At 67.1% G+C, this 23,199-nt stretch carries 25 protein-coding genes; 11 read left to right on the forward strand and 14 right to left on the reverse strand.

The genetic code is table 11. From position 1 onward, the window contains the following. Positions 1-96: 96 nt before the first annotated feature. Genes HUW53_RS08870 through HUW53_RS08890 form a run of 5 tightly spaced genes read right to left on the reverse strand, consistent with a single transcriptional unit; the run spans position 97 to position 5,676 of the window. The gene (locus HUW53_RS08870; protein ID WP_237345392.1) at positions 97-1,584 is read right to left on the reverse strand and encodes a glutamine synthetase family protein; all 1,488 of its coding nucleotides are present in this window, start codon (positions 1,582-1,584) and stop codon (positions 97-99) included. Positions 1,585-1,635: 51 nt separating this feature from the next. Then, positions 1,636-2,955: a glutamine synthetase gene (locus HUW53_RS08875; protein ID WP_237345393.1), complete on the reverse strand. Its 1,320-nt coding sequence runs from the start codon at positions 2,953-2,955 to the stop codon at positions 1,636-1,638. Between the two features lie 57 nt (positions 2,956-3,012). Further along, positions 3,013-4,227: an NAD(P)/FAD-dependent oxidoreductase gene (locus HUW53_RS08880; RefSeq protein WP_237345394.1), complete on the reverse strand. Its 1,215-nt coding sequence runs from the start codon at positions 4,225-4,227 to the stop codon at positions 3,013-3,015. Positions 4,228-4,230: 3 nt separating this feature from the next. Further along, positions 4,231-4,401, reverse strand: coding sequence for a ferredoxin (locus tag HUW53_RS08885; protein WP_237345395.1), 171 nt, complete (start codon positions 4,399-4,401; stop codon positions 4,231-4,233). 60 nt (positions 4,402-4,461) lie between these two features. Continuing rightward, on the reverse strand, positions 4,462-5,676 hold the full coding sequence (locus HUW53_RS08890) for a cytochrome P450 (RefSeq protein WP_237345396.1): 1,215 nt from the start codon (positions 5,674-5,676) through the stop codon (positions 4,462-4,464). Between the two features lie 438 nt (positions 5,677-6,114). Here HUW53_RS08890 and HUW53_RS08895 point away from each other — a divergent pair, with 438 nt between their 5' ends. The 9 genes from HUW53_RS08895 to HUW53_RS08935 all read left to right on the forward strand — a co-directional run bounded on the left by HUW53_RS08895 (position 6,115) and on the right by HUW53_RS08935 (position 13,321). Continuing rightward, positions 6,115-6,870, forward strand: coding sequence for an IclR family transcriptional regulator (locus tag HUW53_RS08895; protein WP_237345397.1), 756 nt, complete (start codon positions 6,115-6,117; stop codon positions 6,868-6,870). Next, positions 6,867-7,367: a TRAP transporter small permease gene (locus tag HUW53_RS08900; RefSeq protein ID WP_237345398.1), complete on the forward strand. Its 501-nt coding sequence runs from the start codon at positions 6,867-6,869 to the stop codon at positions 7,365-7,367. Before HUW53_RS08895 ends, HUW53_RS08900 begins: the two co-directional genes overlap by 4 nt. A 97-nt stretch (positions 7,368-7,464) precedes the next feature. Continuing rightward, positions 7,465-8,751, forward strand: coding sequence for a TRAP transporter large permease (locus HUW53_RS08905; RefSeq protein WP_237345399.1), 1,287 nt, complete (start codon positions 7,465-7,467; stop codon positions 8,749-8,751). Positions 8,752-8,774: 23 nt separating this feature from the next. Further along, positions 8,775-9,140 carry a cupin domain-containing protein gene (locus HUW53_RS08910; protein ID WP_237345400.1) on the forward strand — a complete coding sequence of 122 codons (366 nt, stop codon included), beginning with the start codon at positions 8,775-8,777 and terminating at the stop codon, positions 9,138-9,140. Between the two features lie 33 nt (positions 9,141-9,173). Beyond that, on the forward strand, positions 9,174-10,208 hold the full coding sequence (locus HUW53_RS08915) for a TRAP transporter substrate-binding protein (RefSeq protein WP_237345401.1): 1,035 nt from the start codon (positions 9,174-9,176) through the stop codon (positions 10,206-10,208). A gap of 81 nt (positions 10,209-10,289) precedes the next feature. Continuing rightward, on the forward strand, positions 10,290-10,760 hold the full coding sequence (locus tag HUW53_RS08920) for a MaoC family dehydratase (RefSeq protein ID WP_237345402.1): 471 nt from the start codon (positions 10,290-10,292) through the stop codon (positions 10,758-10,760). After that, positions 10,757-11,638 (forward strand): HpcH/HpaI aldolase/citrate lyase family protein, encoded by an 882-nt coding sequence (locus HUW53_RS08925; protein ID WP_237345403.1) that lies wholly within the window; start codon positions 10,757-10,759, stop codon positions 11,636-11,638. The genes HUW53_RS08920 and HUW53_RS08925 overlap by 4 nt, the downstream gene beginning before the upstream one ends. Beyond that, positions 11,635-12,840, forward strand: coding sequence for a CaiB/BaiF CoA transferase family protein (locus HUW53_RS08930; protein WP_237345404.1), 1,206 nt, complete (start codon positions 11,635-11,637; stop codon positions 12,838-12,840). The genes HUW53_RS08925 and HUW53_RS08930 overlap by 4 nt, the downstream gene beginning before the upstream one ends. Position 12,841: 1 nt before the next feature. Beyond that, complete coding sequence (locus tag HUW53_RS08935; protein WP_237345405.1) at positions 12,842-13,321, forward strand: MaoC family dehydratase; 480 nt, start codon at positions 12,842-12,844, stop codon at positions 13,319-13,321. Between the two features lie 66 nt (positions 13,322-13,387). Here the strand turns inward: HUW53_RS08935 and HUW53_RS08940 are convergent, their stop codons facing one another. The 9 genes from HUW53_RS08940 to HUW53_RS22060 all read right to left on the reverse strand — a co-directional run bounded on the left by HUW53_RS08940 (position 13,388) and on the right by HUW53_RS22060 (position 22,160). Beyond that, positions 13,388-14,155 (reverse strand): TrmB family transcriptional regulator, encoded by a 768-nt coding sequence (locus tag HUW53_RS08940; RefSeq protein WP_237345406.1) that lies wholly within the window; start codon positions 14,153-14,155, stop codon positions 13,388-13,390. Between the two features lie 92 nt (positions 14,156-14,247). After that, on the reverse strand, positions 14,248-15,174 hold the full coding sequence (locus HUW53_RS08945) for a carbon-nitrogen hydrolase family protein (RefSeq protein ID WP_272904135.1): 927 nt from the start codon (positions 15,172-15,174) through the stop codon (positions 14,248-14,250). A gap of 35 nt (positions 15,175-15,209) precedes the next feature. Continuing rightward, positions 15,210-15,914, reverse strand: coding sequence for an ABC transporter ATP-binding protein (locus tag HUW53_RS08950; protein WP_237345407.1), 705 nt, complete (start codon positions 15,912-15,914; stop codon positions 15,210-15,212). Beyond that, on the reverse strand, positions 15,907-16,647 hold the full coding sequence (locus HUW53_RS08955; protein ID WP_237345408.1) for an ABC transporter ATP-binding protein: 741 nt from the start codon (positions 16,645-16,647) through the stop codon (positions 15,907-15,909). The genes HUW53_RS08950 and HUW53_RS08955 overlap by 8 nt, the downstream gene beginning before the upstream one ends. 3 nt (positions 16,648-16,650) lie before the next feature. Further along, on the reverse strand, positions 16,651-17,646 hold the full coding sequence (locus HUW53_RS08960; protein WP_237345409.1) for a branched-chain amino acid ABC transporter permease: 996 nt from the start codon (positions 17,644-17,646) through the stop codon (positions 16,651-16,653). A 3-nt stretch (positions 17,647-17,649) separates the two neighbouring features. Beyond that, a complete protein-coding gene (locus HUW53_RS08965; protein ID WP_237345410.1) occupies positions 17,650-18,501 on the reverse strand; it encodes a branched-chain amino acid ABC transporter permease in 852 nt (283 codons plus the stop codon). Positions 18,502-18,662: 161 nt separating this feature from the next. Beyond that, positions 18,663-19,883, reverse strand: a complete 1,221-nt coding sequence (locus HUW53_RS08970) for an ABC transporter substrate-binding protein (RefSeq protein ID WP_237345411.1) — start codon at positions 19,881-19,883, stop codon at positions 18,663-18,665. A 675-nt stretch (positions 19,884-20,558) separates the two neighbouring features. Then, positions 20,559-21,908 carry an NAD(P)/FAD-dependent oxidoreductase gene (locus HUW53_RS08975; RefSeq protein WP_237345412.1) on the reverse strand — a complete coding sequence of 450 codons (1,350 nt, stop codon included), beginning with the start codon at positions 21,906-21,908 and terminating at the stop codon, positions 20,559-20,561. A 66-nt stretch (positions 21,909-21,974) separates the two neighbouring features. Further along, positions 21,975-22,160 carry a diguanylate cyclase domain-containing protein gene (locus HUW53_RS22060; protein ID WP_370877849.1) on the reverse strand — a complete coding sequence of 62 codons (186 nt, stop codon included), beginning with the start codon at positions 22,158-22,160 and terminating at the stop codon, positions 21,975-21,977. Here HUW53_RS22060 and HUW53_RS08980 point away from each other — a divergent pair. Beyond that, a complete protein-coding gene (locus HUW53_RS08980; RefSeq protein WP_237345413.1) occupies positions 22,071-22,376 on the forward strand; it encodes a hypothetical protein in 306 nt (101 codons plus the stop codon). The two genes, HUW53_RS22060 and HUW53_RS08980, sit on opposite strands and share 90 nt — an antisense overlap. Then, positions 22,325-22,519, forward strand: coding sequence for a hypothetical protein (locus HUW53_RS22065; protein ID WP_370877847.1), 195 nt, complete (start codon positions 22,325-22,327; stop codon positions 22,517-22,519). Before HUW53_RS08980 ends, HUW53_RS22065 begins: the two co-directional genes overlap by 52 nt. Positions 22,520-23,199 lie beyond the last annotated feature (680 nt).

Consider the following 23,199-nt stretch of genomic DNA (forward strand, 5'->3'; position numbering starts at 1 on the left):
CTTCGCGCGAAGACGCGTGGGAACGACATCCGCTCCAAGCGCTTGCGTTTCCACATGTTCTTCACGTGAACCGGACGCCGCTTCGCTTGAAAATCTCTAGGGGAAGTGATGCATGTAGCGGTTCAGATCCCAGTCGGTGACTTCCTTCAGGAACCGCCGCCAGTCGTCCCGCTTGAGCTTGTCGTAGAGCTCGTAGAGGCGGCCGGGCATGGCCTTCAGGATGAGATCGTCGGCCTTCAGGGCCTCCAGCGCCTCATGCAGGTCGAGGGGGATGGAGGGGATGGTCTCGGTGCCCGCCTTCATCACCTCCACCACGTTGCGGCTTTCCGGCGCGCCGGGGTCGATTTTGTTCTCGATGCCGTCGTCCATGGCCTTCAGCAGGGCGCTGCAGAACAGGTGCTGGTTCACCATGGCGTCCACGGCGCGGAACTCGAAGCGGTCCGGGGCCGAGATGCGGATGGAGCAGGAGCGGTTCTGCAGGCCCCAGTTGGCGCCGACCGGCGCCCACAGGCCAAGGTCGGCGAAGCGGCGGTAGGAGTTGACGGTGGTGGCCCCCAGCGCGGTGAGGGCGCCGATGTGTTTCAGCGCGCCCCCGAGCACATGATGTCCCAGCTCGGTCGGCAGCCAGCCGCCTTCAGTGTTCTCGAACGCATTCACGCCGCCCTTGGTGTAGGTGAACACCTCGTCCATACCGGGCAGCTCGCCTTTCACCAGCGGCACCAGGCGCCGTTCGCCACCGGTCCAGACCGAGCAATTGTGATGGCAGCCGTTGGCGGGCACGCCCATCATGGGCTTGGCCATGAAGCAGGCGACAAGTCCGTGCTGGCGCGCCACCTCGGCGCAGATCTGCCGGTAGGTGGTGAGGCGGTCACAGGTGGCGAGTGCGTCGTCGAACGCGAAGTTGAGCTCCAAAAGGCCGGGCGCGTCCTCGACGTCCCCCTGGATCATGTCGAGGCCCATGGCCTGGGCGTATTCGTACACCTGCATCCACACCGGGCGGACCGACTCGAACTGGTCGATGTGGTAGGCGCTGGCCTTGGTGATGCCCTCATAGGGGCGCTTGGCATCGCCGGTGGGGCGCAGCCACAGCATTTCCGGTTCCATGCCCACGCGCAGGTGCAGGCCGTCGTGCTTCAGGCGGAACTCGCGGTCGAAGCGCTTCAGGTTGCCGCGGGTGTCGCATTCGTAATAAGCCCCAGGGGTCTTGGGGTCCTCGAGGCCGTAGAACAGGGTGCAGAACACCCGCGCCACTTTCTTCTCCCAGGGGAGCTGGCAGAAGGTCTCCGGGTCGGGCAGGGCGAGGCACTCCCCGTCATTGGCGGAGAAGCCGATGAGGGTGCCGGTGATGTCCACCGTGAGGTCGGCCACCCCGCCGATCCAGGTCTGGATGCCCTTTTTCGCATTCTGTTCCCAGTGCCGGGCCGGCACCGCCTTGCCCAGCACCCGGCCGGTGATGGTGACATATTGGTAGTAGATGTATTCGACGCCGAGGCGATCGATCTTTTCGCGCACGCGGGCGACCCGCTCCTGTCGCAACGGGTCGGAGATTTCCCGAAAGACGTCGGTTTCCTGAAAGTGTTTCACGGTTCTTGACCCTCTGGTTATTTGGCTTTTTTTTGGTTTTTGCGGCGGCCATCAGCCTTCCAGGTAGCGCTCCACCTCCTGGGCGCTTACCGCGCGGGCGAGGCTTGCGTCTTCCACGGCGCAAATCTTCGCGAAATGCTCCACGAACCGGGTGCCGAACAGGCGCTTGGCATGGGCGCTGGCGGCGAGCCGCTCAGAGGCATCGCCGAGGTTGCGCGGCAGGCGAAGGGCGCCTTCCGGAATGTCGTCCGGCCCGTTGTCGGGGCTTGCCGGCGGGGGTTCGAGCTTGTCTTCGATGCCGTCGAGGCCGGAGCCCAGCATCAGGGCAAGGGCGAGATAGGGGTTGCAATCGGTGCCCGGCAGGCGGAACTCCAGCCGCGCGCTCGCTTCGGCGGAGGGCACCGAGCGCACCGCGGTGGTGAAGGTGAACTCGGCCCAGCTCACCGACTTCGGAGCCCACGAGCCGGGCGCGAAGCGGCGATAGGCATTCACGGTATGGGCACACAGGGCGAAGGCGTCCGGCACGGTGCGCGTCATGCCGCCGATGAAGGCGCGGGCGGCGGCGTTGGTGGTCGCGGCGGGGTCCGCGAACAGGTTGCGGCCGCTGGCCTTGTCCCAGAGCGAAAGGTGGATGTGGCCACCGATGCCGGGGTATCCGGCGCCCAGATACGGCATGAAGCTGGCGGTCTTGCGATGGCGCCGCGCATGGGCGCGGGTGGCGAGGCGGAAGAAGGCGGCGTCGTCGGCGGCCTTCAGGGGCTCCACCGCCCCCAACGTGGCCTCGAAGCAGCCGGGGCCGAGTTCTCCCCCCACCGAGAACAGCGCGATGTCGGTGGCGCGCAGGGTGGCCTCCAGGCCGGCGACAAAATCGCCGTGATTGGCGGCGGTCTGGCCGGACCAGCATTTGTTATCCGGCGCGAACGAGCGCAGCTCGGCGAAGCGCGTCGCGCGCAAGCTGTCCGCCGTCTCCTCCAGCACCAGGAACTCGAATTCGAAGGCGGCCCGCACCTCGAGCCCGAGCGCCGCCGCGCGCTCGACCTGGGCTCGCAGCACGGCCCGAGGCATCAGGGCCTTGGAAGGGCCGGACAGCTCCATGATGATGGCAGCGGCGCGCGGCTCGAACGGGTAGCGGCGCAGGGAGGCGGTGTCGACGGACACATCCTCGGTGAGATAGGGGCCGGCGCCGAACAGGGCGTCGGCGGAATCCCACAGCGCGATCACGTTGGCGAAGCGCGGCTCCCGGGCCCAGGCCAGGAAGGAATCGCGGGGCAGGCGCCGTTCACGAAAGACGCCGGAATGGTCGAACTGGCCGACATGGATCGTGTCGATCCCGTCCTCGTCCAGTTTCAGGGCAAGCTTCTCCGGTCCCATGAGGATCTCCCACTGGGTTAAAGGCTGTGTCGGAAGGGCGGCGCGCGGCCGCCCGCATCAGGCGTCGAGAAAGGCGCGGTGGCGCAGGGCGCGGCCCGGCGGCAGGGCGATGGCGAGCACGGCCACCGGCCGCCCGGCGCGCCGGTATCCGATCGCCACGCCGCGTTCGATGGTCTGCGGCGTGTCGAGCGCGCCTTCCAGCACCTCGATCCCGTCGGCGATGGCCGGCAGGCCGAACGACTGGATGCGCAGGCCGTGCTGGTCGCTCCAGAACGAGGGCAGGGGCCGGAACTCCGCCTCGGGCGGGGGCGCGCCGTTCAGGGTGGCCACCACCGTTTCGGCGGCCCGGCGGGCGGTCTGGCCCGGCACGCACCAATGCTCCACCCGGCGCGGCTCGGCGTCATAGAGCGGATTGGGGAAGCGGGCGACGTCGCCGATGCCGTAGAGGTCGCCGCGGCCTTCCACCCGCATGTGGTTGTCGCACAGGAGGCCGTTGGAAAGGTCGAGGCCCTGGCCCCGCAGCCAATCCACATTGGCAGAAGAGCCGATGGCCTCCACCAGCACATCCGCTTCCAGCTCGGTGCCATCGCTGAGCCTGACCCCCTTCAGCGTGCCGCTTCTGTCGCAGATGAGTTCCAAGACGCCCACCTTGGTGCGGAAGCGCACGCCGCGGGCGGTGTGCAGGCGCTGCAGGGCGGCGCCCACCTCGGCGCCGATGGCGCGGGCCATGGGCGCGCCTTGCGGTTCCACCACCGTCACGGAGCAGCCGAGCTTGGCTGCGGTGGCGGCAGCCTCGCAGCCGATGAAGCCGGCGCCAACCACCACCACGGCGTGCTCCGGCCGGAGCGCCTGGCGGAGCGCCGCCGCATCCTCCAGCGTCCGCAGGACGAAGCGTTGCCGGTCGCCGCCGGGGAACGGCAGGCGGCGGGGCGTGAGGCCGGTCGCCACCATCAGCGCGTCATAGGGCAGCGTGCTGCCATCCGAGAGGTGGACCAGGCGCGTGCCGAGATCGGCGGCGACGGCGGGGGTGCCGAGGCGCCAGTGTGCGGCGGCGACCTCTGGCTTCAGGCGGAAGGCGGTCTTGGCGAAGGCATCGGGGATGTCGCCAAGGTCTTCCAGCAGCTCCTTGGAGAGCGGCGGACGGTTGTAGGGCGGGTGCCGTTCGGCACCGACGATGGTCACCTGGCCGGGGGCGAGGCCAAGGCTGGTGAGCGCTTCGGCGGCCCGAAGGCCGCCCAGGGATGCCCCCACGACGACGACGCGCGGAGCCATGCCTCAGCCCTCAAGGGTGATGGCTTGCTCCGGGCATACGTCGGCGGCATCCTCCGCCTGCTGGCGGAGGCTGTCGTCGATCGTCTCGACCCACTTGAGGCTTCCGTCCTCGGCGAACGAGAAAAGGTCCGGCGCCGCGATGACGCACTGGCCATGGTATTGGCACTTCTTCATATCCACGCACATGCGCATGGCACTTCCCCTCAGCTTCTGGATGGCAGGCTTGTTCTTGATTCAGACTTCGGGGTCGAAGGCGATCGGCAGGCTGATCGCCCCGGTATTGCCGCTGTCGGGCAGCCATTTCGGCTCGCCGCCGAGGCGCATGTTCTTCAGCCGCCGGGCAAGGATGGCGAGGGCCTCGGTCATGTCGCCGCGGGCGATGAAGTGGCCGAGGCAGTGATGGGCGCCGCCGCCGAAGCCGAAGTGGGGCTTGCGTTCGGCGGTAATGTCGAAGCCGGCGTCGGGGAACGCGCGCGGGTCGGAGCAGGCCGCCTGGCTGAACAGGTGCAGCGTGGTGCCCTTGGCGATGTCGATGCCTTCATAGCTGAAGTCGGTGACCGCCTCGCGCGTGACCCAGGTGATGGTGGGACGCACCCGCATCACCTCCTCCACCGCCGCGCGGCCAAGCTCCGGCTGCGCCGCCAGCAACGCCCACTGGGCCGGGTGCTGGAGGAACATGTCGATGGCGAGGCCAAGCTGATTGCGGGTGGTGTCGATGCCGCCGAAGATGGCGAGCACCACCATGTCGACCATCTCCTGGTCGGATAAGGCCTGCTGGTCCTCCTGATTGGTCTTGATGAGCAGACTGAGGAAATCGGTGCCGAGATCGCGGGCGCGGCGATCGGCAATGAGGTTGGCCGCATAGTCGAACAGCTTCTGGGTGGCGGCGTCGATGCGTGGAATGTCCTGCTTGAAGGTCACGCCGAGGGCGAGGCCCATGTCGGCGGCGATATCGGCAAGTTCGCGCCACACCTCATGGGGCAGGCCGAGCAGCGTGCAGATGACGCGCGTGGCATAGGGCTCGGCGAAATCCGCCATGAATTCGCAGGAATCCTTCTTGGCGAAGGTGTCGATGAGCTCATTGGCGAGGACGGCGAAGGCCGGCTGGAGGCTGGTGACCAGCTTCGGCGAGAAGGCCGGATTGGCGAGGCGCCGCAGCCGGGCATGGTCGGAGCCCTCCTGGCTCAGGAGCATGCGGCTCCACCAATCGGCGAACTTGCCGGTGGCGTCATTCATGGCCGGCCAAGCGTAACTGCCCTGGCGCAGGCGGGGGTCGCGCATCAGCTTCTGCACTTCGTCATAGCGCAGCACCGCGATGCCGTAGGGCGTGCGGGCGCACCAGCTCTGCTCGCGCGCGTCCGCAACTTCCGGGGACCGAATGGAAAAGGCCGGATCCTTCACATCGAGAAATGGAAGGTCTTCGACCCGCGTTGCCAAAGTCATCGTCATATCCCGCTCCGTCTTCTTGTTGATGAGGGAATGGCAACAACCATGCCAGGGCTGAGCGGGAGCCTTAATGGATTGTAAAATAACGATAAAAAAATTCGGGTATGGCGAGCGGTCGGCGGAATGGGCGGGTGTTGATGCGCCAACTCATCGCAAGGCGCTGCACCTTCGCAGCGACGGTGGAATGGCCGCAGCGCAGCATCTGTCCCGGTGTTGGCGGCGGCATGGAAATTCGGCCAGTGGCGCGTTCAAGGGTCCGCCTCTTCGGTCTTTGATGCAAAAATGAATATGTGCTGCATGAACGCATCGTGGCGATGCTGCTCCCGTGGGGAAGCCGGTCGGCGGGCGGCGGCATGCGCCGCAGTGCAAACATCCATTGGTGTTGCGCTGCAATATAATACCCCTCTTGACTCTTTCGTTCGCATATCTGAAAAAAAGTTCATGATTGTGAAACAGGCTGAAAACCTCCTCGCCATTCTTGAGCTGTTCGCAAAGGTGCGGCGGCCGCGCACGCTGTCGCAGATCAGCGAGGCGCTGGCGCTGCCGAAATCCTCCACCTTCAACCTGTTGGAGACGCTGGAGGCGGGTGGCTTCATCCACGAAATGCGCCTGTGGGGGGGCTATTACCCCACCCGGCGCCTGCTGGCCCTGGCCCAGGACATCGCCGAGAACGATCCGTTCATCGATCGGCTGCGACCGGTGCTCACCTGGCTCCAGGAGCAGACCGGCGAGACGGTTCTGCTGGCCCATCGTTCCGATGCCGAGATCGTCTATCTGGACGCCTTGGAGAGCCGCCATCCGGTGCGCTACTTCGCCCAGGCCGGGGAGCGCCGGCCGATCCAGGTGACATCGGCCGGCAAGGCCATTTTGAGCTGCTACACGCCGGAGGAGCGGGCGCGGCTCTACGCCTCGCTGCCGTTCCAGAAGTATCGCGACGCGACCCTGCCGGATGCCGCCGCGGTGGAGGCCGACATCGTCGCCTCGGCCGAGCGCGGCTGGTTTGAGAACCTGTCGGAGTTCACCGCCGACGTGCTCGGCGTGGGCATGCCGCTGGTGCTCGACGGCGAACGCCTCGCGGTCTCGGTGGCGGGCCCGAACTACCGGCTCATGGACAAGCGGGCCGAGACCGCCGCGCGCATAGCCGAGGCCATCGACAAGATCCGCTCGAGCTTCGAAGGACAGGGAGACGCCCCGTGATTTTGGCAGTATCCCGGGCGCTCGCCCGGTTTGAAAAGGTCTTGCTGACCATCGCCGCCGCCTTTCTGTTCGCGATGATGCTGATCGTCTTCGCGGACGTGGGGCTACGCTATCTCTTCAACAGTCCGCTCGGCTTTTCCTATGACCTGATATCGCTCTACCTGATGGTTGGGGTATTCTTCTTCAGCCTGTCGAATACCCTGCGCCATGACGAGCATGTGCGGGTGGACATTCTCTATCTGCAGGCGCCGCCGGTGCTGCGCCGCCTGTTCGACCGCATCACCTATGCCTTGTCGGCGATCCTGTTCGCGGTGGTGCTGTGGACCGGCCTTCTGCGGGCCATCGCCAGCACGGCGCAACTCGAAGTGATGGCGACCTTGATCCCCTGGCCGATCTGGCTGGCCTATTGGATCGTGCCCATCGGCACCGCGCCGATCCTGCTGCTGTGCGTGCTCAGGGTGCTCCATCCGGAAATCAAGAGCGAGCATCACCTGTGACCTTCCGGCGCCCGGTGCGCCGGGGCCGATGCGAGCGCCGCGGCTCCGTCGCGATGCTCGCGGACCCAATAGAACCAAGAACAGTCGAGGAAACGCCATGACATCGGTCCTGGTCATCGGGTTTTTATTCGCGCTGCTGGCCATCGGCACGCCGGTGGGGTTTGCGCTCGCCATCGCCGGCGCGACCGGCCTGCTCGCCATCGCCGGAACGACGGCCGTGGTTGGCGTGCTGGAGACGACGCCGTTTTCCGTCACCAATTCCTATGAACTCATCGCCATCCCCATGTTCATCCTCATGGCGGAACTGGTGGTGGCGAGCGGCATTGCCGATGGTCTGTTCCATGCCATGTCGGTTTGGATCGGACGGGTGCGCGGCGGGCTCGCGGTGGCAACCGCGCTGGCCGGCGCCGGCTTCGGCGCCATCTCCGGATCGAGCACGGCGGCGGCCGCGGCGCTGTCCGCCACCTCCATTCCCGCCATGATGCGGGCTGGCTACGAACCGCGCTTCTCCTGCGGCGTGGTGGCCATTTCCGGCACGCTGGCGATGCTCATTCCCCCGTCGATCGCGCTGGTGCTGTACGGCATCATCGCCGAGGTCTCCATCGCCGACCTGCTGATCGGCGGTGTCATTCCAGGTCTCCTGGTCACGGCGGCCATCATCGCCACGGTCTATGTCCTCATCTGGCGGGACCCCGCGCTGGCGCCGGCCGGTCGCAGCTACACATGGCGCGAAAAGGCGGCGGCGGTGCGGGAGGTGGGGCCCATGCTGGCGCTGCTGCTGATCGTCACCGGGGTGATCTATCTCGGCATCGCGACGCCCACCGAGGCGGCGGCGCTCGGCGCTTTTGGCGCACTGATGCTCACGGCGGCGCTCGGCAAGCTCACCTGGCCCACACTGGTGGCGGTGCTCACCCGCGCCGCGCGGGCGACCTGCATGATCTTGATGATCGTCATCGGCGCCAGCATCTTCGGCTTCTTCCTCACCCTCACCCAGGTGACCCAGAGCACCGTGATCTTCGTGACCTCCCTTGATGTCTCGCCTTATGTGGTCATGGCCTTGATCGTGGCCATCTACATCGTGCTCGGCTGCTTCATGGACCAGCTCGCCATCCTGATCCTGACGGTGCCCATCGCGGTGCCGGCCATCAAGGCGCTGGGGTTCGATCCGGTGTGGTTCGGCGTGATCGTGGTGGTGACGGCGGAGGTGGGCATGATCACGCCGCCGCTCGGGCTCAACGTGTTCGTGGTCTCGCGCTACAGCGGGCGGCCCCTGAGCGAGATTTTTTCCGGCATCACGCCCCACGTCATCGCCCACATCATCGTCATCGGGCTGCTCATCGCCTTCCCGGCGCTGGTGCTGTGGCTGCCGGGCACCATGAAATAACGCAAGAACTGGAGGAACGCCCGATGGCGACACGCCGATACCTGGTCCGTGAAAGCGAGGTTGAAACCTATTCTCCCGCCAATCATTCGGGCACCGTGAACCGTCGCCTTATCAGCCGCGAAACGGTGGGTGCCGAGCAGGTGGAAGTGCTGCTAGGCACCATCGAGAAGGGGGCCGGCGCCCATCCCCACCATCACGATGGCATCGAGCAGGTTTGCTATGTGCTCGCCGGGGAGGCGACCGCCGAGGTGGATGGCCAGACCCTGCATCTTGGCCCTGGCGATGTCTGCTTCTTTCCCGCCGGCAAGGACCATGTCTTCACCGCCGCGAGCGAGGCGCCCGTGCGCGTGCTCGTCATCTATGCCCCGCCCTACGCCGAGAAGGTCTGAGCCCATCAGGCCCCGACATTTGGAGGAAACCCCATGACCCGTCGATTGCGCCGCTCTGTTCCGTTGGCCGCCGCCGTCTTTGCCGCCGCTCTGGTCTCCGCCCAGGCGGCGGAGGTGTCGCTGAAGCTGGCGGATTCCCTGCCCGCCGGCCATTCCATCACCAAGAAGGCGACCCAATACTTCTTTGACCGCGCCAAGACTTTGTCCGGCGGCAAGGTCGAGTTCCAGCACTTCCCGGCTGAGCAGCTCGGTAAGGCGAAAGACCTTTTGACCGTCACCCAGACCGGTCTTGCCGACATCGGCTACATCGTGCCGAGCTATGTGTCGGAGAAGATGCCGCTGGGCGCCGTTGCAGAGCTGCCAGGCGGCTTCAACTCCTCCTGCGAGGGGGCGAAGGCGTTCTGGGCCCTGGCGAAGCCGGGTGGCCTGCTGGACACCTTGGAATTCAAGCCCAATGGCGTGCGCGTGCTCTATGTGGTGGCGCTTTCGCCCTATCAGGCCATCTTTTCCGAGAAGGCCGGCTTCAAGAGCTTCGAGGATTTCAAGGGCCGCAAGATCCGCTCCAATCCCGGCCCGATGGAGCTTGCCCTGCGGGATCTCGGCGCGGTGCCGATCCGCATGACGCCGCCGGAAATCTTCGACGCCATGACCAAGGGCACCATCGACGGCGCCCTTCTGCCCTACACCTCCACCTTCTCCTATGGCCTCAACGCGGTGGTGAAGTCGGTCACCGTGGGCCAGAACTTCGGCACCGTGGGCATCACCTATTCCATCAACGCCAGCAAATGGGCGAGCCTGCCGAGGGATGTGCAGGAGGCGCTCACCAAGGCCGGCGACGAGACCGTGGGCCACGCCTGCGCCCAGTTCGACCAGGAAGAAGCGGAACTCGCCACCAGGCTCAAGGACACGGGCACGCTGATGGTCACCTTCACACCCGAGCAGGAGAAGGTGCTGGAAGCTAATTTCGCCAGCGTGTCCAAGGACTGGGCGCAGAATCTCGAAAAGCGCGGCAAGCCCGCCGACAAGGTGCTCGCGGCCTTTCGCGCCGCTATCGCCGCGCAGCGCTGAGACATCGCGCAAGGTGGATCGAACGGGCGCGGGCGACGGCCCGCCCGCGCCGGATTTCCTCTGTGTTCAGGATTTGCGTCCATGGCGGGGCTCTATTTCGAAGACTTCGTGCCGGGGCGGGTGATGCCCCACGCCATCACCCGCACGGTGACCGAATACGACAACATGATGTTCAGTTGTCTCACGATGAATCCGCAGCCGCTGCACATCGACCGGCACTTCGCGGCCAAGACCGAGTTTGGCCAGCCGCTGGTGAACAGCCTGTTCACCCTCGGCCTCATGATCGGCATCACGGTCGCCGACACCACGCTCGGCACCACCATCGCCAATCTTGGCATGAGCGACGTGCGCTTCCCCAAGCCGGTGTTCCAGGGCGATTCCCTGCGGGTCGAGACCATGGTGGTCACGAAGCGCGAGAGCCGCTCGCGTCCCGAGGCCGGCCTCGTGGAGTTCGAGCATCGCGCCTTCAACCAGGATGGCGCCGAGGTGGCCGTGTGCCGCCGCCAGGCGCTGATGCGCAAGCGTCCGGTTCAGGCGAGCATCCCGGCATGAGCACCTGGCCCCGCTCCTACCTGTTCGTGCCCGGCGACGCGCCGGAGAAGATGGCCAAGGCCGCCGCCGGCCTCGCCGATGCGCTCATTCTCGATCTTGAGGATTCGGTTGCTCCGGCGCGCAAGGACGCGGCGCTTGCGGCGGTGTGCGCTTTTCTTTCAGCCCGCGTGGACGGGGTGGGGCCGCGCTTTTATGTGCGGCTCAACGGCACCGATCCAGAGCGCGCGCTGAAGGAGCTGACCGCCCTGCCGCTTCGGGCCGTCCGCGGCCTCGTCTGGCCCAAGCTGTCCGCCGTGCGCCAGCTCGATCCCGTGGCCTACGGGCTCGATGCCCTGGAGGCCCGCGACGGCCTGCCGAAGGGCGCCGTCGGCATCATCGGCATCGTCACCGAGACCGCTGCCGCGCTCCTCAACGGCGCGGACCTTGGGCGGGGGCATTCGCGCCTTCAGGGCTACACCTGGGGCATGGAGGATCTGTCCGCCGACATCGGCCGCGCGCCGCTGCCGGGGGCGACAGACGCCGGCGCGGCCTTGGCGGAGCAGGCGCGTCTGTTCTGCCTGCTCACCGCGCGCGCCGCGGGGATCGCCGCCATCGATGCGGTGGATCCGGACTTCCGCACGCCCGATCGGCTGGCGGCGGATACCGCCCGCGCGCGGGAGCTGGGCTTCACCGCCCGCATGGCCATCCACCCGGCGCAGATCACGCCTATCCATCAGGGGCTTGCGCCCGATGCCGTAACCCTCGACTGGGCGCGGCGGGTGCTGGAGCTGGCGGCGGCGCATCCCGGCGCCAGCGCCTTTCAGCTCGACGGCCGCATGGTGGACCGCCCCCACATCCGCACCGCCGCACTCATTCTCGAACGGAGCCGCGTGCCATGACCCCCCTTCTCACCGGCATCCGGGTGGTGGAGATCTCCTCCATCGTGCTCGGCCCGTTCGCGGGACAGATCCTTGCGGACCTCGGCGCGGACGTCATCAAGGTGGAGCCGCCAGGCGGGGAACTGGCGCGTTCCGTTCATCCCACCGAAGGCGCCGGCATGAGCGCCATGTTCCTCAACAACAACCGCAACAAGCGCAGCATCTGCCTCGATCTCAAGTCGGAGGGCGGCCGCGCGGTGCTGGCGCGTCTCATCGCCGATGCGGACGTGCTGCTGCACAACATGCGGGTGGACGCCATCACCCGCCTCGGCTTCGGCTTTTCCGCGGTGAAGGCGATCAATCCGCGCATCATCTATTGTTCCGCCATCGGCTTCGGCCAGGATGGGCGCTATCGCGACCGGCCGGCCTTCGACGACGTGATCCAGGCCGCGAGCGGGCTCGCCATGCTGCCGGCGCATGCGGGCGGAGAGCCGTCCTATGTGCCAAGCGTCATCGCCGACAAGGTGGCCTCGCTCTATGCCGCCTATGGCATTCTTGCCGCGCTTGCGGCGCGCGAGCGGGGCACCGTCGAGGCGGTGGAGGTGGAAGTGCCCATGTTCGAATCCCTCGTGAGCTTCCTGCTCAACGAGCATCTGGCGGCGGCCACCTTCGGCGCGGCGCCGGAGGGGGCGGGATATCACCGCCTGTTTTCACGCAATCGCAAGCCCTACCGCACCCGCGACGGATGGGTGGCGGTGCTGCCTTATACCGGCGAGCAATGGCGACGCATCCTCGAGGAGATCGGGCGGGCCGACGTGATCGCGCAGAGCTGGTTCGCGGACGCGGGCGAGCGCAGCCGGCGGGTGGACGAGCTTTATGGCATCGTCGCAGCCGCGATCCCCGGCCGGACCACCGGCGCGTGGCTGGAGACCTTCGCGCGCCTCGACATTCCCCATTCCAGGGTGAACGACCTCGACGACCTTCTGGTCGATCCGCATCTGGCCGATGTCGGCTTCTTCGCGCCGGGCGGACAGGCGCAGGCGGGAGCGGCGCGGGCCCTGCGCCAGCCCGTGCTTTACCGCGACGCCCCGGCCGCGGACGACCGGGGCGCGCCGCGGTGCGGAGCCGACACCGCGGCCATTCTCGCCGCGCTCGGCTATGCGCCGGAGGAGGTGCGCCGGCTTGCCGCCGAGGGCAGCATCGGCATGGATGGGGAGGGATGAGATGACGGCGAATGACGCAGGCTACCGCAGGATCGGCACCGGGTTCCATTATGAGGACCTGAGCATCGGCATGACCTTCCGCACGGCGGGGCGCACGCTCACGCAAGCGGACCTTTCCAACTTCTGCAACCTCACCTGGATGACGGAGGAGCTGTTCACCGATGCCGATCACCGGGCCGACATGGCGCTGCCGGCGGCGGTGGTGCCGGGGGCCCTCGTCTATGCCTTCGCGGAGGGCCTGCTGCTGCCCATGATGCAGGGCACGGGCCTCGCCTTCCTGGAAGCGGATGTGCGGGTGAAGGGGCCGACCGTGGTGGGCGACACGCTCACCGTCTATTGCGAGGTGAGCGAGATGCGGGTGACCTCCCGCGGCGATCGCGGGCTGGTGCGCACCTTCAATTCGGTGCGGCGGAGCGACGGCACGGAGCTGCTCACCTACAACCCGCTGCGCATGCTGAAGCTGCGTGGTGGCTGGGTCTGAGCGCCCCTATCGGCGCCGGTCCCGGACGGGTGCCGATGGCCGGCGGCCTGAAGCGTGCGGGGCGCTTCAGGCTCCGCCGCCGGCGGATGCCGCGGCGCCCGCCGGCGTGGAGATGGCCCACATGGTCTCGAACATCACCGATTGCAGGCGCGCGAAGTCTTCACTTTCGATGATGAGACCATAATTTTCTCGCTTGGAGGAGATGATGGAGACCTTGTCATCGTAAATGTATTGGGTGATGCCAAGGGTGATGGGCTCTGGCGTGTAGCGTAATTCGCGCATCTGCGTGTGACCCGATGGCCAGATCTTTTCCACATCCTTGTTGCGCGAGCGCAGCACCTTCAGGGCGATGCCGCGCTTCACCCGTTCGGCGATATAGACATCCATCTCCTTGAGGCCGGGGGTCTCGATCAGCTCGTTCATGGACAGGAAGCCGCACAGGGTCTTGCTCTGGCAGGTCAGGGTGTCCCACAGCACGGTGTTGATGCCGTCCTCCCCCTCGTAAAAGCGGATCTGCGGCTTGCCCTTGGCACGGTTGTAGAGGGAGCGGATCTGCGGCATCACGTCGGAGATGACCTGCCGGCGCAGCTCCAGGCGCTGGAGCATGCCCACCGGGTCCTCCGCCACCACATATCTGCGGCCCGCGCGCTCCTCGATGCGGATGAGTTCCTCCTGCTCCAGGCGCGGGAGCACATCATAGGCGGTGGTGCGGGCAAGGCCGGCGCGGGCGGCGACCTCCTGCACGGGCGCCTCGCCCAGCTCCACCGCCGCGAGGTAGAGCTTGAAGAGCTTTCCGGTGATGCCGATCTTGGCGAGCTTGTCTTCCATGTCCATGACGCGTGTCTCTCACGGCCCAGAAGGGCTGGGTCGTGAGCATGAGGGGATTCCGTCGTCGGCGCATCTCTTGACTGCGCGGACGGTCGGGCTCAGGCCGTGATGCGCACCGCCTTTTGCGGCGCTTCGTTCACGGCGAGGGTGAAGACGTCCGGCCGGGCATAGTGGCCGGCCACGTCGAAATCGAACTTGGCGCGCGCCAGCTCGTCCATGTCCAGCTCCGCGGTGAGCAGGGTTTCCTCGTCGAACACGGGCCCCGCCAGCACCCGGCCGAGCGGGTCGATGATGGCCGATCCGCCATGCATGAGGAGGGCCTGCGGGTCATCGGTGACGGCGCAGCGATAGTCTTGCGGGAAATCGGCCCGCCGCACCACCTGGCAGGAGGTGAGCACGAAGCAGCGGCCTTCGAGCGCGATGTGGCGCATGGTGGGCAGCCAGGTCTCGCGGTCGTCGGCGGTGGGCGCGCAATAGAGCGAGATGCCCTTGGCGTACATGGCCATGCGCAGCATGGGCATGTAGTTTTCCCAGCAGATCACCGCGCCGATCTTGCCGATGGGTGTTTCCAGCACAGGCAAGGTGGACCCATCGCCGAAGCCCCAGGCAAGGCGCTCGGCGGCGGTGGGCATCAGCTTCCTGTGCTTGCCGAGCAGCGCGCCGTCCGGGCCAAAGAACAGGGCGGTGCAATACATGGTGCCGAGATCGCGCTCCATGACGCCGATCACCACATAGGTTCCCGCCTGCGCCGCCGCCTGGCCCAGGCGCTCGGTCTGCGGCCCTGGCACGGTGATGGCGGCATCGAAATAGCGGCGGAATTCCTCGCGCCCGCGCGCGGTGCGCACGCCGATGGAAATGTCGAAGTCGGAGCCCTTCGGGTAGCCGCAGAGGAACGCTTCCGGAAACACCACGACGGCGCAGCCGGCCGCGCCGGCCTTGGCGATCCAGGCCTCGGCCTTGGCGAGGGAGGCTTCCATGTCGAACGGCACCGCGCCCACCTGGGCCACGCCGGCTTTGACTTTCATGTCTTTTCTCCTGGAGGATCTTGTCGCCGAGGCGCTCACACGCCGAGATAGGCGCGCCTGACGCCGTGGTCGGCGGACAGCGCCTGCGCATCGCCGGACAGCACCACATGGCCCGCCTCCAACACGTAGCCGCGATGGGCCACGGAGAGGGCGAGCACGGCGTTCTGCTCCACCAGCAGCACCGCGACGCCCTGGCGGTTGATCGCGCCGATGGCCGCGTGCAGCTCATCCACCACGATCGGGGCGAGGCCGTGGCTGGGCTCGTCGAGCAGGAGCAGCTTGGGATTGCCCATCAGCGCACGGCCGATGGACACCATCTGTTGCTCGCCGCCGGACATGGAGCCGGCCATCTGGCCCTGCCGCTCCTCAAGCCTGGGAAACAGGGCAAAGACGCGCTGGATGCGCTGGGCGATGTCGCCGGCGCCGCGATGGAAGAAGGCGCCCATCTTGAGGTTGTCCAGCGTTGTCATGCGCGGGAACACATGGCGGCCCTCCGGCACATGGCCGAGCCCCAGGGCGGGGATGGTGTGGGCCGGGCGGCCGATCAGCTCGGTGCCTTCGAAGGTCACCGAGCCGCGCGCCCTGGCCACAAGCCCGGAGATGGTGCGCAACAGCGTGGTCTTGCCGGCGGTGTTGGCGCCGAGCACGGCCACCGTCTCGCCCGCCTTCACCTCCAGGGTGACGGAAGACAGAACGTCCGGCCCGCCATAGGCGGCGCAGAGGTTGCGGATTTCAAGCATGGGCGGCCTCCTTTCCGGCGGCGCCGTGGCCGAGATAGGCCTCGATGACCTGCGGGTGGGCGGCCACCTGCGCCGGTGTTCCATCGGCGATGAGGCGGCCGAAATTCACCGCCAGCAGGCGGTCGCACAGGGCCATGATGGCCCGCATGTGATGCTCCACCACCAGGAAGGCCAGGCCCTCGGCCTTGAGCGCGCGGATCACGGCCATCACCTCGTCCATCTCGGCCGGGGTCAAGGCCGCCATCACCTCGTCGAGCAGCAGCACGCGCGGTTCGGTGGCGAGCGCCCGCGCCATTTCCACGAGTGCCTTCTGGGGGAAGGTGAGGTCGGCCACGTCCGCATCGGCGATGGGGGTGAGGTCGAGCTTTCGCAGCACCGTGTCGGCCTTCGCCCGCGCGCCCTTAAGGTCGTGGCGCAGGAGGGCGGCGGTGGTGACGTTCTCCTTGACGCTCATGTCAGGGAACAGGGCGGCGTTCTGGAAGGTCTTGGTCATGCCCAGGCGCGCCACCTTGTGCGGCTTGAGGCCACAAACCCGCTCGCCATCGAGCCATACAGTGCCCGAGGTCAGCGGCTGGAGGCCGACCAGGGCGTTGAAAAGCGTGGTCTTGCCGGCGCCGTTGGGGCCGATGAGGCCGACGATCTCCCCGGCATTCAGCGAGAAGGAAACGCCGTCCACCGCCTTGAGACCGCCGAAGGTGACGCAGATGGCGTCGGCTTGGAGCAAAGGCTGCATGACTCAGGCTCCCGTGGCGGCGGCGCGCCGCGTTTTCGCCCAGGGGGTTCTGAGCCAATAGGCCATCAGCCCGCGCGGCTGGATGAGGATGGCGCCGATGAGGATGACGCCGAACGCGAACTGGGACAGTCCCGCCGCCTGCGAGGACAGGACCGCATTGGCCACTTCTTCCAGCGGGATCAGGAACAGGGCGCCGACAAGCGGCCCGCCCAGGGTGCCGAGCCCGCCGACGATGGCGATCATGGCCATGCGCACGGAAATACCGGACAGGGAGAAGATGGAGTCCGGATCGAAGAAGAAGGTGAATTGCGCGAACACCGTGCCGCACACGGCGGTGAGCGCGGCCGAGATGACGCTGGCGGTGAGCTTCACGCGGAAGGTGTCCACCCCCGCCACCTCGGCGGCGGCCTCGTTCTCCCGTACCGCGCGCAGGCGATAGCCGATGGCGCCCGAAGCAAGCAGGTGGAACACGGCGCACACCGCCACCAGCAGCCCCAGGATGATCCAGTAATAGGATGCGACCGAGCGGAACGCGAACAGCGCCGGCTGGCTACCCATGAAGGGAATGGACAGGCCCACTGGCCCGCCGGTGACATCGCCAAGGCTGTTGGCGATCACCCGCATGACCTCCGCGAAGGCGAGGGTGGCCAGCGCGAAGTAATGGCCCTTGAGCCGGAAGGTGGGGATCGAGAGCAGGGCGGCGGCGCCACCGGCCACCACGGCGCCGACCCCCATGCCGATCCACGGCGTCACGCCGAGCTTCAGGAACAGCAAGGTCGAGGTGTAGGCGCCGAGCCCGAAGAAGGCGGCGTGACCGAGCGAGATCTGATTGGCGAGCCCGCCCACGATGTTCCACGACTGCGCCATGGCCGCGAACAGCAGCACCATGGCGGCGACGCGGATGAGATGTCCGCGCGGATCAAGCGCCAGCGGCAGCAGCGCGGCCGCGAGGAAGAACAGGAGCAGGGCCGCGCGGGAGGGGGAGAAAAGGTTCCGCATGGCTCAGGCGCCCTTGATGAGGCCCTGCGGGCGCAGGGCGAGAACGGCGATGAAAATCACGAACAGGCAGAGGTTTTGCAGTTGGATGGGGAACACGAGCGCCGACAGCGATTGCACGATGCCCACCATGATGCCGCCCGCGAGCGCCCCGGCCACGGAGCCGAGCCCGCCCAGCACCACCACCGTGAACATGAGCACCACGAATTGCCCGCCCACCGTGGGGCTCACCGTGATGTAGGGCAGGATGACCGCGCCGCCGAAGGCGGTGAGCGCCACGCCGAGGCCGAACGCCAGCGCATAGGTGCGCCGGGTATCGACCCCCACCAGGGTCGCGGCCATGGGGTCCTGCGCCACGGCGCGGATGGCGCGGCCGCTCCAGGAGCGCTCCAGGAACAGCCAGAGCGCGCCGGCGAGCACCACGGCCGCCACGAACGCGAACAGATAGGGCGCGCCGACGAAGATATCACCGAGCCGATAGCCCTCCACCTGATAGGGCACGCTTACCGAGCGGTAGTCGGAGCCGAAGGCCATGAGCGCTGCGTTCTCGATCACGATCATGAGGCCGACCGTAAGGAACACCTGCGCCGCCGGCGGCGCCTTCAGCACCCGCTGCACCAGCGTGCGTTGCACCAGATAGCCGATGGCGAAGACGATGACGAAGGACAATGCCGACCCGAGCAGCGGGTCGAGCCCGAGATAGCGCCAGGCGAACCAGGCCACATACATGCCGAGCATCAGGAATTCGGCATGGGCGAAATTGACGACGCCAAGGACGCCGAAGACGAGCGACAGTCCGGTCGAGATGACGCCATAGACGCCGCCGAGCAGGATGCCGTCCACGAGAGCCTGGATCATGCGAGCCCTTGCTGCTGGAAGTGGGGTGCCGCCAATGGGGCGGGGGCGGGTTCAAGGGCGGGGAGGGGGCAAGGGGGGGGCCTCCTCCCCGCCGGCATGCCGGGGCAGTCCCGGCGTGGGCGGCCGGCCCGGTCAGGGCCGCTCGCCGTTCAGGGCCAGCCTCACTCCACCGTCTTGCCGCGCCAGACGGGCTTTTCCGTCGCGGCCTTGGGCGGATAGACGGTGACCGGTGCATCCCCGCGCCACTGCACCATGATCGGGAAGGAGGAGGTGTTGAGGCCGGTCTTGTCGAAGGTGATGCAGCCGCCCGGCACACCGGCGGCAAGGCCCCCGCAATAGTCGAGGGTGGCGAGCGCGTCGCGCACCTTCTGCGGGTCGGCGGACTTGGCCTTCTCCATGGCCTTGGCCACCGCATCCAGCGCCGCCGCGTGGATGATCGCCTCATGGGTGATGAAGGTGCCGTACTTGTCTTTGTATGTCCTGGCGAGGTCCGGGATCATGTCGCCGGACGCCGCGGCTACCGAGAGCACGCCATCGGCATAGGCGCCGAGGCCCTTCTTGAAGTCGGGAATGATGTAGCCGGCGGCGCCACCGATCACCGGAATATCGATATTCTGCTGGCGCAGGGCGCGGATGATGAGCAGGCTGTCGTTGAGATAGGAGACCGGAAAGGCGATCTGGGCGCCGGAGGCGCGCAGCTTGTTCACCAGCGGCGACACGTCGGTGATGCCCAGCGGATAGGCCTCGTCCAGCACCACTTCGACGCCGGCGGCCTTGGCTGCCTCGCGCAGTCCCTTGGCCTGGGCGGTGCCGTAGGCGGTGTCTTCGTAAAGGATGGCGACCTTGTCGATCTTCTCGCCCGCCGCCTTGGCGATGGCGGTGGCGTAATCGAACTGGGCCGCGCCGAACGCCGTGCCCTTGGGCGACACCTGGAACACATACGCGTAGCCGCGCCCGGTGATCTGGTCCGCGAACGCGAAGGTTACGAGCGGGATCTGCGCGCGTTCGGTGACTTCGGACGCGGCAAGGGTGGTCGACGACACGAACGCGCCCACGACGGCGCTCACACCGTTTTGCGAAATGAGGCGCTGGGTGGCGGCGGCCGCGGTGTTGGGGGTGGGCACGTCGGCCGCCACCAGCTTGATCTTGGCGCCGCCCAGGGCCTGGATGCCGCCCGCCGCGTTGATGATTTCGGCGGCCAGCTCGGTGCCGCGCTGGGCGCCGATGCCGAACTGGGCGTTCGGGCCGGACAGCGGCTGGATCACGCCTACCAGCACGTCATCGGCGGCGCGGGCGGGGGCGGCAAGAAAAGCGAACGTGGCGGCCCCCACGGCGAGCATCAGGCCCGCCGTGCGGCGCCGGTCGAGAGGTGCGGACATCATGGGGGTCCCCTTCGGCATTGGCTGCGATGGGGAAAGGCTAAAGTGTGTCGGAGTTTTCCGTCAATAAGCGGCTCAATCAAATTTTGTGCAGGAGCTGACGCGGTTGGGGCGAATTGAAATAAACAATTGAAATTAATAATAAATATATGACACAAATTTGTTCAATGCGCTCTCATTGCAGCTATTTATGTGCCGAATATCTGTGTCGGAAAGTTCGACGATGTGGGCGGGGGATCGCGGTGGCTGTGCCTGGGGATCGGTCCGCATTTTTCGACACCGGCTGTCGCCAATGGGACGGAATTTGCCTCTTGGCGTCGCGCCATACGGCCGGCGGACGACCACTGACCCATGATGGAGGTTGCCGCATGGTCCGCGCGCCGTCGCGGCTGCTGCCGGGACACTGCTGCCGGGACACTGCTGCCGGGACACTGCTGCCGGGGCTTGGCGCGCATCCTCGCGCGGCTGGGAAGGTCTGGCGTGGGCGAAGCTGGTCGCCTGTCGGTGCCGCGCGCAAGGTGCTCGCGCCTGTCTCCGGCTGGCTCTCGACGGGGCAGTCCCGTGCGCCAGGCGCGCGGACCCGCTTGGCGCCGGTCAACGGCCGGGGCCGACTGTCTCAGGTCCGGCGCGGCTTGAGCGAAACGGCCTGGGACCGAACGGAAGCCGGGGGCGGGGGTCTCAGATGTTCAGGGCGTCTCGCACCCGGTACCAGCTTTCCACCACGGGAACGGCGCGCGCGGCGAGCGGGTGGGCCGGATAGGCCGGAAAGGGCAGGTCGTCGAAGGCGGTGTGGCCCTCCGCCGAGCCCACCAGCTGAAGCGCCACCTTGTGGCCGAAGTAGGTCGCCCGCGAAACCCCGGTGCCGCAATAGCCGATGGCGTAATGGATGCCGTCGCGGGTGCGGCCGAGATGGGGCACTTCATCATACGTGTAGCCGATGCGCCCGTCCCAGGCATGGGTAACCGCGATGTCCGCGAGCTCCGGAAAGGTGGCCAGCAGGTCGCGCGCGAGGTGGCTGTAGGCGGCGGGTGTCCCGGCGCGCGCCAGGCGTCCCACGCGCCCGCCCCAGACGATGCGCCGTTCCCCTGGCGCCGCACGGAAATAGGAGAACACACGGTTGGTGTTGCCATAGACCCGGCCGCTCGGCATCAGCGGCGCGAACCGCTCCGGGGGGATTTCCGCGGTGGCGATCAGCGCCGAGCCCACCGGCACGATGCGCCGGCCAAGCTCCGGCAAAAGCCCGTCCGTATAGCCGTTGGTGGCGATGATGACGTCTCGGCAGCGCAGCGGACCACGCGCGGTGGACAGGCTGAAGCCGTCCGTCTCCGCCCGGATGCCGGTGACGCCGGCTCCGCCACGCACGGTGCCGCCCAGGGCTTCGATGCGCGCCATGAGTCCCTTGTGATAGAGGCCGGGATGGAGGCTGGCATCGGCCGGCAACACCGATCCGCCATGGAACAGATCGCTGCCGATCTCCCGATGCTGCTCGGCGCGCGGTACCATGAAGCTCTCGACGCCCGCGAGCGCCTTGAGGTCCTCCATATCGCGGGCCATGGCGTCGTAGTGGGCGGGACGAATGGCGCCGCGAAACCGTCCGCAGCGTGTGAAGCCGCACGGGATCGCCTCCCGCCCGATGAGCGCCTCGATGTGATCGAGCATGGCGACGCCCTCGCGCAGCAGGGCTTGTGCCTTGGCGCGCCCCCGTAGGGCGATGAGATGTTGCACGCGGAATTTCTGATTGCCGCTGCCGATCTGGCCGCCGTTGCGGGTGGAGGCGCCAAAGCCGGGCGCGCCGCGCTCCAGCACCAGGGGGCGGCGTCCATTGCGCAGCAGCGCGAGGGCCGCCGACAGGCCGGTGAATCCGGAGCCGACAATCACCACGTCCGCATGCGCCGGCAGGGACGTCGGCCCGGCCTCGGGTCGTGGCGCGGCCTCCCACCAATAGGGCGCGAAGGTGAGCGATGCGCCGGCCGCTTCCCGTCCCCGTGCCAGTGCGTCAAGGGTGGGGGGTGACGCCGCCTCGCGCATGATGTGTGCCTTTCCGCCTCGATCCGGCCCGTTCCGCCAGTATCCCGCCTTTTTACAGTGATGTTTCTAATGAGGCAATTTTCTTGTCTTTGACGAAACAATAACGGGTGGTGCCGGGTGCGGGCTCAGGCGGCGGAGTCTCTCATCGCCGGCGGCCTGGCCGTGGCGGTCGCTGACCTTCCTGAAGCGATCGATGTCGATGATCAGCACGGACAGATCCGCGTGATGCCGCATGGCGTGGCGGATCCGCATGAGCGCGATGACGTTGTCGCGGCCAAGGCGCTCTCCCTGAACAGCTTGCGGAAAGAATGCCATGCGGATCGCGGCGACGGTAATGCCCGCAAAGGTTCCGTCCGGGTTCGAGATCCGCCGGTTGAGGGCGACGCTCGTTTCGCCACTGCCCAGGCGGCTGCCAAATGCCGGCTGAGAAAGGCGCCGCGCTCCGGCTCAATTTGGAACTGGAAATAATCCCGATCCGCGACATTTGCCGGTGCGATCGAGCAGCCGCCTGCCGCCTGCCGGGGCAGGTCGTCCCAGCGGACGAGGAGCGCCACCGATTCCAGGCCGATCAGCGAAAGCGCGACGATGTGGAGGTTGCGGTGGATGTTTGACGCCAGGATGTGAAGGACATTCTCCGCCGAAAGCTCCGCCAGAAGCCAAGTCGCCTGGTAGGAGCGCTACACGGCATAGCCCTGGACTGCGGCGATGGCGGCGATGAGCGTTGCCGCCAGGGCCGGGAAGATGGGGCCCCTCACCAGGCGCTTCCATCTTTCGTCCATCTGGCTTGTCTTCCTTCCGCGTAGCCGTCCCGCCCATTCTTCTCGTATCGCGGGTCGCCCACCGATTGACGCCTTTTCAGTCCCTTCTGGCGGAGGTTTTCGATTTTTTTGATCCATGAGCGCGTGCAATCGCCGACCGGGTTGGGCGGTGCGAAAAATCGGTGGACGGTGGGCGAGGCTGGCGTGTCCGTCCGCCCGACCATGCGGCCGATCCCCAGGGCATATGGCGCGGCATTGGGCATCGAGGACCACCGTGGCCGTCGCGCCGCGAGGCGGTGCGCCCAGCCGTCGCGGGCTTGCAGTGCGGGCGTTCGGCACCGGGGAATGACATGGGCGCCGCAGCGCTGCCGGACTCCTGAAGCCGAAAAATGCACTGTATGCTGCATCTTTAGTGCTCAATGAGCCGCGCTGCAGGCATGAACCATGTTGGAAGACAGCAGCGCCTAGCAATAAGTTGCATTCTCTAATATTGACGCTGAGATAGAGTGCGATGTCATGGACGGGGCATTGAT

Source organism: Xanthobacter agilis, from assembly GCF_021730435.1.
Lineage (GTDB): Bacteria > Pseudomonadota > Alphaproteobacteria > Rhizobiales > Xanthobacteraceae > Xanthobacter > Xanthobacter agilis.